Source organism: Inquilinus limosus, assembly GCF_002195995.1.
Taxonomy (GTDB): Bacteria; Pseudomonadota; Alphaproteobacteria; order DSM-16000; family Inquilinaceae; genus Inquilinus; species Inquilinus limosus_C.
Window position 1 is genome coordinate 1 of record NZ_NHON01000151.1, and the last position, 10294, is coordinate 10294.

Here is a 10294-nt window from a genome sequence, read left to right on the forward strand (position 1 = left end):
CAGTCCTGCTCCAGCGGTCCGGCATAGGCCTGGGTCCAGGCGCCGTCCGCGCCCTCCACGAAGCGCAGACGCAGCGCATCGTGGTGCTCCACCACCGCCGCCAGGGCCCGGCGCAGCGCCTCGGCCTGCAGCCGCTCTCGCGGCGCCAACAGCACCGACTGGTTCCAGTGCTGCCGCCCCGGGATCTCCGTCCCGAAGAACCAGCGCTGGATCGGCAGCAGCGGCGCCTCGCCCGTCGCCGTGTCCTGTGTGACCGCAACCGCCTCGTGGCCGGCCACCGCCGCCAGGCCTCGCACCGTCTGATGCTCGAACAGCTGCCGCGGCGTCAGCACCAGACCCGCGCGACGCGCTCGCGACACCACCTGCAGCGACAGGATCGAATCCCCGCCCAGCTCGAAGAAATTGTCGTCTCGCCCCACCGCGACCAGGCCCAGGACCTCCGACCAGATCCCGGCCAGCGCCTGCTCCGCCTCGCCCTCCGGCTCCGCCCCGCTCCCGCTCTCCCATTCCGGCTCCGGCAAAGCCTTCCGGTCCAGCTTGCCGGTCGGCAGCAGCGGCAGCGCCGGCAACACCAGGATGCGCGACGGCACCATGTAGTCCGGCAACTGATCCGCCAGATGTGCCTTCAGCTCGGCCTCGAGGCCATGGCCGCCCTCCGGCGCCGCGACATGCGCCACCAGCCGCCTGCCGCCCGGCGATGCCACCGCCGAAACCACCGCGCCGCGCACCGCGGGGTGCGACAGCAGCCGCGCCTCGACCTCGCCCGGCTCGATCCGGTAGCCGCGGATCTTCACCTGGTGATCGGCCCGGCCGAGATACTCGACCGCTCCATCCGGCCGCCACCGCACCACGTCGCCGGTGCGGTACATCCGGCCGCCCGGTTCGCCATACGGGTCCGGCACGAAGCGCTCCGCCGTCAGGTCGGAGCGGCCGACATAGCCCCGGGCCAGGCCGGAGCCGCCGATATAGAGCTCGCCCGCCACGCCGACCGGCACCGGCTGCAGCCGGCCGTCCAGCACATAGGCCCGGCGGTCGCCGACCGGCCGCCCGATCGGCACATAGGCGCCTTCGCAGGCGGTATCGGCCAGCCCCTTCCACACCAGCGGCGTCACCACCGCCTCGGTCGGGCCGTAGCCGTTGATCAGCGCCCGCGGCCGCAGCGCCCGGCGCACCCGGTCGTAGCCCGCCGCCGGCATCGCCTCGCCGCCGAAGGAATAGAGATCGACCGGCGGGCAGTCGCCGGACTGCTCGGCCCAGGCGGCCATCTCGTTGATGTAGACCGGCGGGAAGCCGGCATTGGTGACGCCGTGGCGGCCGATCGCCGCCAGCGTCTTCTCCGCCGGCCACAGGCTCTCGTCGCGCAGCACCAGGCTGGCCCCGCAGGTCAAGGCCGTGAGCCAGCGCTCATGCGCGCCGTCGAAGCTGAAGGCGATGAAGTGGAATTCGCGCGAGCGCTCGTCCATGTCGTAGAGCGACGCGGTCACCCGGCAGTGCATGGCCAGCGGGCCATGGGCGACGGCGACGCCCTTGGGCTTGCCGGTCGACCCCGAGGTGTAGATCACATAGGCGAGATTCTCCGGGTGCAACGCCACCGCCGGCCCCGCCTCGGCCTCGCCGGCCTCCGCCTCGACCAGGATGTGATCCAGCCCCCCCGGCAGCCGCCCCGCCAGCGAGGCCTGGGTCAGCACCAGGCGCAGCCCGCTGTCGGCCGCCACCTCGGCCAGCCGCGCCGCCGGCGCGTCCGGCGCCAGCGGCACATAGGCCCCGCCCGCCTTCAGCACCGCCAGCAGTGTCACCAGCAGCTCCACCGACCGCTCCAGCACCACGCCGACCAGCACATCCGGCCCGATTCCGGCCGCGACCAGCCGGTGCGCCAGGTGGTTGGCCCGCCGGTCCAGCTCGCCCCGGTTGACCTCGCGGTCGCCGAAGATCACCGCCGTCCGGCCCGGATCCGCCGACGCCCAATGGGCGATCCAGTCCTGCACCGAGCGATACGGCTCGGCCTCGTAGGGTTCGGCCTGCCAGGCCGTGATCTGCGCGACATCCGCCTCCGCCAGCAGCGACAGGGAGCCGAGGGCGGCTTCCTCGTTCCCGGCCAGGCGGTCGAGCAGCGTGTCGAGATGGCGGGCCAGCGCCTCGACCTGCGCCGGCGCGAAGGAGTCGCGGCGATAGCCATAGGCGATGTCGAGCGTGTCGCCGGCCTGGACCGCCAGCGACAGCGGGTAATGCGTCGCCTCCACCGTCTCCGCCGCCGATACGACCAGGTCGCCACCGGCGCGGGCGGCGCGGTCGATCGGGTAGTTCTCGAACACCAGCAGCGTGTCGAACAGGCCGCCCTGCCCGCCCCAGCGCTGGATGTCGGCGAGCGGCGTGTGCTCGTGCTCACGCAGCGCCACCATCACGTCCTGCACGCGGCGCAGCCAGTCGCCGACCCGGGCCTCGGGGTCCGGCTGCTGGATCACCGGCAGGGTGTTGATGAACAGGCCCAGCAGGGTCTCGGCGCCCGGCAGCTCGGCGGGACGGCCGGCGACGGTGGCGCCGAAGGCGACGCCGGGCTGGCCGGTGTAGCGCGACAGCAGCAGCGACCAGGCACCCTGCACCAGGGTGTTGAGGGTGATGCGCTGGCGGCGGCAGAAGGCGGTCAGCCGGGCGGTGCGATCGGCATCGCGGCGGGTGGCGAGGACGCCGTGCCCGTCGGCCTTCTCCGCCGGGGCCGGCAACGCGTCGGCGAGGCGGGTCGGCGCATCCAGCCGGGCCAGCTGGCCGCGCCAGAACGTCTCGTCCGTCGCCACGTCGCGGCCGGCCAGCCAAGCGATATGGTCGCGATAGCGGCCCGGCCCGGCGGCCGGCGCCGCGCCGTGATACTGCGACAGCACCTCGCCGATCAGCCGCGCCGTGCTCCAGCCATCCATCAGGATGTGGTGGAAGGTCCAGATCAGGCGATGCCGGCCCTCCGCCACCCGCAGCAGCAGCACCCGCATCAGCGGCGGCGCCGACAGGTCGAAGCCGCGCTCGCGTTCCCAGCGGGCGATCTCGGCTATCCCCGGCTCGTCGAGGCCACGGCCGTCGCGGATCTCGACCGGCACAGGCACGCCACGCCGCACCAGCTGCAGCGGCGTGGCCAGGCCGCCATCCCACAGGAAGCCGGTGCGCAGGATGTCGTGCCGCTCGATCGCGGCTTCCCAGGCCCGGGTGAAGCGGCCGGCATCGAGCGGCCCGTCGAAGGTCGCCAGCACCTGGTTGACGTAGAGCCCCGCCTCGGTCGCGTGCAGGGCGTGGAACAGCAGCCCCTGCTGCAGCGGCGACAGCGGGTAGGCGTCGGCGATCTCCGCGGCCGGGATCGGCAGCGCGTCGATCTGCGCCTGGCTCAGCCCGGCCAGCGGCAGGTCCGACGGCGTCAGGCGCCCTGACCTTCGGACCTCGGCGACCGGCGCCTGCACAGCCGTCGTCGTCGCCCGGCGCGCCGCCGCGGCCAGGGCCCGGACGGTCTGGTGCTGGAAGGTATCGCGCAGCGTCAGGACCAGCCCCTGCCGCCGGGCCCGGGCGATGACCTGCAGCGACAGGATGGAGTCGCCGCCGCGGTCGAAGAAATTGTCGTCTCGCCCCACCGCCCGCAGGCCCAGGACCTCCGACCAGATCCCCGCCAGCGCCCGCTCCGTCTCACCCTCGGGCTCAGCCCCGCTCCTGCTCTCCCACTCGGGCTCCGGCAAGGCCTTGCGGTCCAGCTTGCCGTTGGCGGATAGCGGCAGATGTTCCAGCCACAACAGCCGCGACGGCACCATGTACTCCGGCACAAGCGCCGACAGGTGCCGCTTCAGCGCCGCTTCGTCGGGCTGGGCGTCGCTGGTGACGTAGCCGACCAGATGGCCCTCGCGCAGCACCGCCACCGCATCCCGGACGCCGGGATACGACCGCAACCCCGCCTCGATCTCCCCCAGCTCGATCCGCAGCCCCCGCAGCTTCACCTGGTGGTCCAGGCGGCCGAGATACTCGATCGCCCCGTCCCCACGCCGCCGCACCAGATCGCCCGACCGGTACATCCGGCTGCCGGTCGGACCGGTGGGATCCGGCACGAACCGGTCCGCCGTCAGGTCCGGGCGGCCGAGATACCCCCGCGCCAGATTCACCCCGGCGATGTACAGCTCCCCGGCCACACCCTCCGGCACCGGGTTCAGGTCGCCGTCCAGCACATGGATCCGGGTGTTGGCGATGGCATGCCCGATCGGCACGCTGCGCTGCCCCTCCTCCGCACGGCAGGCCCAGAAGGTGACATCGATCGCCGCCTCGGTCGGGCCGTACAGATTGTGCAGCCTAGCCGGGGTCTGCTGCAGCACCTCGTCCTGCAGCTCCCGCGGCAAGGCCTCGCCGCTGCAGATGATCCGCCTCAGGCTGGTGCAGCGGGGCAGTTCTCCAGACACCGCGAACGCCCCCAGCATCGACGGCACGAAGTGCAGCGTCGTGATCCCCTCGTCCCGGATGATGCGGCCCAGCGCTTCCGGATCGCGATGCGCCCCCGGCTCCGCCATCACCAGGCAGGCTCCGGTCATCAGCGGCCAGAAGAACTCCCACACCGACACGTCGAAGCCATAGGGTGTCTTCTGCAGCACCCGGTCTCCCGGACCGATGCCGTATTCCGCCTGCATCCATTGCAGCCGGTTCAACAGCCCCTTGTGGCTGTTGCCCACCGCCTTCGGCTTGCCCGTCGAACCCGACGTGGTGATGCAGTAGGCCAGCCCCTCCGGATGCCAGTCGACAGCCGGTGCCGCATCGGCAAAGCCGGACAGGTCCCAGCCCTCGATGGCAACGACCTCGACACCGTCCAACTGCGGCAGCCGGTCGGCGAGGTGTTCCTGGGCCAGCACCAGTCTCAGCCCGGTCTCGGCGATGGTGCCAGCCAGGCGCTCGCGCGGATGCTCGGGGTCGAGCGGCAGGTAGGCCCCGCCCGCCTTGGCGATGCCGAGCAGCGCCAGCACCATCTCCACCGACCGCTCCGCCGCCACCCCGACCAGAACGTCCGGGCCGACGCCGCGCGCCGCCAGCGCCTGGGCCAGCCGGCTGGTCCGGCGGTCCAGCTCGGCATAGCTCAGCCGCTCGGCGCCGAACACCAGAGCTTCCGCCGCCGGCGTCGCCCGCGACTGACGCTCGATCAGCGACAGCACGGTCGGCACCGCCTCATACGACACGTCCGTCGCGTTCCACCCCGAAAGGCGCTGCCGGTCCGCATCGGTCTGGAGGTCCAGCCGCGCCAGCAGCCGGTCGGGATGCGCCGCGGCCTGCTGCAGCAGCCGGAGGAAATGGTCGCGCCAGCGCTCCACCGTCGCCCGGTCGAACAGCTCGGCGGCGTAGGTCAGCTCGGCGGAGATCCGCCCGGCCTCGTCCTCCGCCGTGGTCAGGCTGAGGTCGAACTGGGCGCTGCCGCCGGGCCGCGCCAGGATCTCGGCTCGCACGTCGCCGAGACGAAGCCCGGCCGTGCCGCGGCGCGGGCCATGCTGCATCATCACCTGGAACAGCGGGTTGCGGCTGAGGCTGCGTTCGGGGTTCAGCGCTTCGACCAGCCGCTCGAAGGGCAGCGCCTGATGCGACTGGGCGGCCAGTGCCGTGTCACGCACCGCCGCCAGCAGCGACCGGAAATCCGCCCGGCCATCGACCGCAACCGGCAGCACCTGGGTGTTGACGAAGCAGCCGACCACCGCCTCGACATCCTGGCGCTGGCGGTTGGCGACGGGGATGCCGACGCGCAGCTCGTCCTGCCCGCCGAGCCGCCGCAGCAGCGCGGAGAAGCCGGCGAGCAGCACCATGAACAGGGTCGAGCCCTGCTGCTGCGCCAGGGCCCGCAGCGCTGCGGAGAGGTCGTCCGGCAGATCGAAGGCGACGGTGTCGCCGCGCCAGCCCGGCTCGCTCGGCCGCGGCCGGTCGGCCGGCAGTTCCAGCACCGGCTGCGCCGGGCCGAGCCGGTCGAGCCAGGAGGCGAGCAGCCGCTCGCCCTCGCCGGCCTCCATCAGCTGCCGCTGCCAGACGGCGTAATCCGCATACTGGATCGCCCCCGCCGAGGCCTGCGGCCGGCCCGACCGGTGGTCGTCGTAGCCGCGGGCCAGATCCTCGACCAGCAGGTCGAGCGACCAGCCATCGGCGACGATGTGATGCAAGGTCAGCAGCAGCACATGCTCATCCGCCGCCAGCGTGACCAGCGTGGCGCGCAGCAGCGGCCCGGCCGCCAGGTCGAAGGTCCGGCGCGCTTCGTTCGCCGAGACCTCGTCGAGTGCCTGCGCCCCGTTCGACAGGTTGATCCGGGCAAGGTCCACCGGCGCCGGCGGCAGGATGCGCTGTCGCGGCTCGCCCTCGGCCTCGGGGAAGACGGTGCGCAGCGCCTCGTGCCGCGCGACCAGCCCGCCCAACGCCGCCTGCAGCGCGGTCTCGTCGAGGTCGCCCGACAGGCGCAGGCCGCCGGTGATGTGGTAGGCCGCGCTCTCCGGCTCCAGCCGCGACAGCAGCCAGAGGCGGCGCTGGGCGTGCGACAGCGGCAGGTCGCCGTCGCGCGGCGCCGGCACGATCGGCAGGCGCTGGGCGCTGATGCCCTTGGCATCGAGCTGCGCCAGGAACTGCCGGCGCTTGTCGGCCGGCAGGGCAGCGACACGCTCGGCGATCGCGCGCATCGGGTCGGCCGGCGGCACGGTCATGTCGTTCATTCGGGCAGCTCCAGCGCGTCCAGGAGATCGGACATCGCATCCAGTTCCGCCGCGGCGTCGCCGCGGCCGTGTCGATCGATCAGCGCGGCCAGGCCGGCGATGGTGCGGCTCTCGAACAGCGCCGCCAGCGGCAGCTCCACCGCCAGGGCCTGGCGCAGCCGCGACGCCACCCGGGTCGCCATCAGCGAATGGCCGCCGAGGGCGAAGAAGTCGTCATGGCGGGAGATGCGGGTGAGACCGAGGACGTCCATCCAGATTTGGGCGATGGCCTGCTCGGTCTCGCCCTCCGGCTCGGCCCGGCTCTCACTCTCCCAATCCGGCTCCGGCAAGGCCTTGCGGTCGAGCTTGCCGTTGACCGAGAGCGGCAGGGCCGCGAGAGGCACGATGCGCGACGGCACCATGTAGTCCGGCACCAGCGCCGACAGGTGCTGCTTCAGCGCCGCTTCGTCGGGCTGGACGTCGCCGGCGACGTAGCCGACCAGTCGGCCCTCGCGCAGCAACACCACCGCGTCCCGGACGCCGGGATAGGAGCGCAAGCCGGCCTCGATCTCGCCCAGCTCGATCCGCAGGCCCCTCAGCTTCACCTGGTGGTCCAGACGGCCGAGATACTCGATCGCGCCATCGAAGCGACGCCGCACAAGGTCGCCCGACCGGTACATCCGGCTGCCGGTCGGACCGTCGGGATCCGGCACGAACCGGTCCGCCGTCAGGTCCGGGCGGCCGAGATACCCCCGCGCCAGGTTCACGCCCGCGATGTACAGCTCCCCAGACACACCCTCCGGCACCGGGTTCAGGTCGGCATCGAGAATGTGGATCCGGGTGTTGGCGATCGCATGCCCGATCGGCACGCTGCGCTGCCCCTCCTCCGCACGACAGGCCCAGAAGGTGACATCGATCGCCGCCTCGGTCGGGCCGTACAGATTGTACAGCCTAGCCGGGGTCTGCTGCAGCACCTCGTCCTGCAGCTCCCGCGGCAAGGCCTCGCCGCTGCAGATGATCCGCCTCAGGCTGGTGCAGCGGGGCAGTTCTCCAGACGCCGCGAACGCCCCCAGCATCGACGGCACGAAGTGCAGCGTCGTGATGCCCTCATCCCGGATGATGCGGCCCAGCGCTTCCGGATCGCGATGCGCCCCCGGCTCCGCCACCACCAGGCAGGCTCCGGTCATCAACGGCCAGAAGAACTCCCACACCGACACGTCGAAGCCGTAGGGCGTCTTCTGCAGCACCCGGTCCCCCGGACCGATGCCGTATTCCGCCTGCATCCATTGCAGACGATTCAGCAGGCCCTTGTGGCTGTTGCCCACCGCCTTCGGCTTGCCCGTCGAGCCGGAGGTGGTGATGCAGTAGGCCAGCCCCTCCGGATGCCAGTCGACCACCGGCGCCTCGTCCGAGTACCCGGACAGATCCCAGCCTTCGATCGCGACCCTTGTGGCTGTTGCCCACCGCCTTCGGCTTGCCCGTCGAGCCGGAGGTGGTGATGCAGTAGGCCAGCCCCTCCGGATGCCAGTCGACCACCGGCGCCTCGTCCGAGTACCCGGACAGATCCCAGCCTTCGATCGCGATGATCTCGACGCCGTCCATCTGCGGCAGCCGGTCGGCGAGATGTCCCTGGGCCAGAACCAGTCTCAGCCCGGTCTCGGCGATGGTGCCGGCCAGGCGGTCGCGCGGATGCTCGGGGTCGAGCGGCAGATACGCCCCGCCCGCCTTGGCGACGCCGAGCAGCGCCAGAACCATCGCCACCGAACGCTCCGCCGCCACCCCGACCAGCACGTCGGGACCCACGCCGCGCGCCGCCAGCGCCTGGGCCAGCCGGCTGGTCCGGCGATCCAGCTCGGCATAGCTCAGCCGCTCGGCGCCGAACACCAATGCCTCCGCCTCCGGCGTCGCCCGCGCCTGCCGCCCGATCAGCGACAGCACGGTCGGCACCGCCTCATACGACACATCCGTCGCGTTCCAGCCCGAAAGGCGCTGATGATCTTCCTGCGTCGGCAGAGCGATGCGGCCCAGCGGCGGCGGCGCATCATCGGCAATCCGCAGCAGCAGCGCCTCGAACCGGCGCATCAGCCGCTCGATCCGCTCCTGGTCGAAGGCGTCGCACCGCCAGCTCCAGCCGATCTCGATGTCGCCGCCCGCCTGCACCGTCAGGGTCAGGGCGTAGTTGGTGGTCTCGAGATTGGAGACCGTGCCGAAGCGCAAGCCGCCGGCATCACGGTCCCGCAAGGCAAGGTCGACGGGATAGTTCTCGAACACCAGGAGGGTGTCGAACAGCGAGCGGCCGCCCTGCCCGGCCCAGCCCTGGATCTCGTAGAGCGGCGTGTGCTCATGCTCCCGAAGCGCCGCATTCTCCGCCTGCAGCGCCCGCAGCCAGTCGCCGACCCGCTTGGCCGGGTCCAAGGCCGGCGCCACCGGCAGGGTGTTGATGAACAGACCCAGCAGCGCCTCGGCATCCCGCAGCTCCGCCGGACGCCCCGACACCGTCGACCCGAACACCACCCGCCGCTGTCCCGTGATCCGCGACAACAGCAGCGCCCACGCCCCCTGCACCACCGTGTTCAGCGTCACATGCTCGCGACGCGCGAACGCCTTCAGGGCTTCCGTCGCCACCGTGTCCAGCCGCAGCTTCCGGCTGTCATGCCCCGGCTGCACCTCCGGCGCCGGCAGCGCCGAGGCCAGCAGCGTCGGCTCCTCCACACCCGACAGCCGCTCCCGCCAGAAGCGCTCATCCGCCGCCTGGTCCCGACGGCCCAGCCAGGCGATGTAGTCCCGGTACCGCCCCGCCGGCAGNGGCTGCACCTCCGGCGCCGGCAGCGCCGAGGCCAGCAGCGTCGGCTCCTCCACACCCGACAGCCGCTCCCGCCAGAAGCGCTCATCCGCCGCCTGGTCCCGACGGCCCAGCCAGGCGATGTAGTCCCGGTACCGCCCCGCCGGCAGCGCCGGCGCCGTGCCGCGGTAGCGCGTCAGCACCTCGCCGATCAGCCGCGACGTGCTCCAGCCGTCCAAGAGCAGGTGGTGGCTGGTCAGGATCAGCCGGTGCCGGTCCTCACCCGTCCGCACCAAGAGCACCCGCAGCAGCGGCGCCGCCGCCAGGTCGAAGCCCCGCGACCGGTCCGATGCGGCAAGCTCGGTCAAGGCTTGGTCCAGGTCCGGCTTAGTGCGCCAGTCCAGCCGCTCCACCGGCGACGGCACCCGCCGACGCACCAGCTGCAGCGGCCGGTCCTCCTGGCCCAGGAAGCCGGTGCGCAGGATGGCGTGGCTCTCCACCGCCACCTCCCACGCCCGGGCGAAGCGGCCGGCGTCCAGCCCGTCCACATCCACCCGGATCTGCGTCACATACAGCTCTGGCGCCTGCAGGCTGTGGAACAGCATCCCCTGCTGCATCGGCGACAGCGGGTACAGGTCCTCGACCTCATGGGCCGGCACCGGCAGGGCGTCCAGCTCCGCCTGGCTCAGCCCGGCCAGGGGCACGTCCGACGGCGTCAGCCCGCCCGCTCCCGGCGCGCTGCACAGCTCAACCAGTGCTTCCAGCTCGGCGGCGAAGGCCCGACTCAGAGCCTCGATGGTCCCGGCATCGTGCCGGGCGGCGCTGTACAGCCAGGTCAGCCCCAGCG

General features: G+C 72.4%; 2 protein-coding genes and 1 pseudogene. All 3 read right to left on the reverse strand.

All coding sequences use genetic code 11. The features are described from left to right. The coding region (locus BWR60_RS34315) for a non-ribosomal peptide synthetase (RefSeq protein WP_088157550.1) at positions 1–6686 on the reverse strand (6686 nt) is incomplete at its 3' end. Next, positions 6683–8062 (reverse strand): amino acid adenylation domain-containing protein, encoded by a 1380-nt coding sequence (locus BWR60_RS34320; RefSeq protein ID WP_088157552.1) that lies wholly within the window; start codon positions 8060–8062, stop codon positions 6683–6685. The genes BWR60_RS34320 and BWR60_RS34315, both read right to left, overlap by 4 nt. Before the next feature lie 109 nt (positions 8063–8171). Beyond that, positions 8172–10064 (reverse strand): annotated as a pseudogene (locus BWR60_RS38480) (condensation domain-containing protein); the annotation flags it as partial. Between the last annotated feature and the right edge of the window lie 230 nt (positions 10065–10294).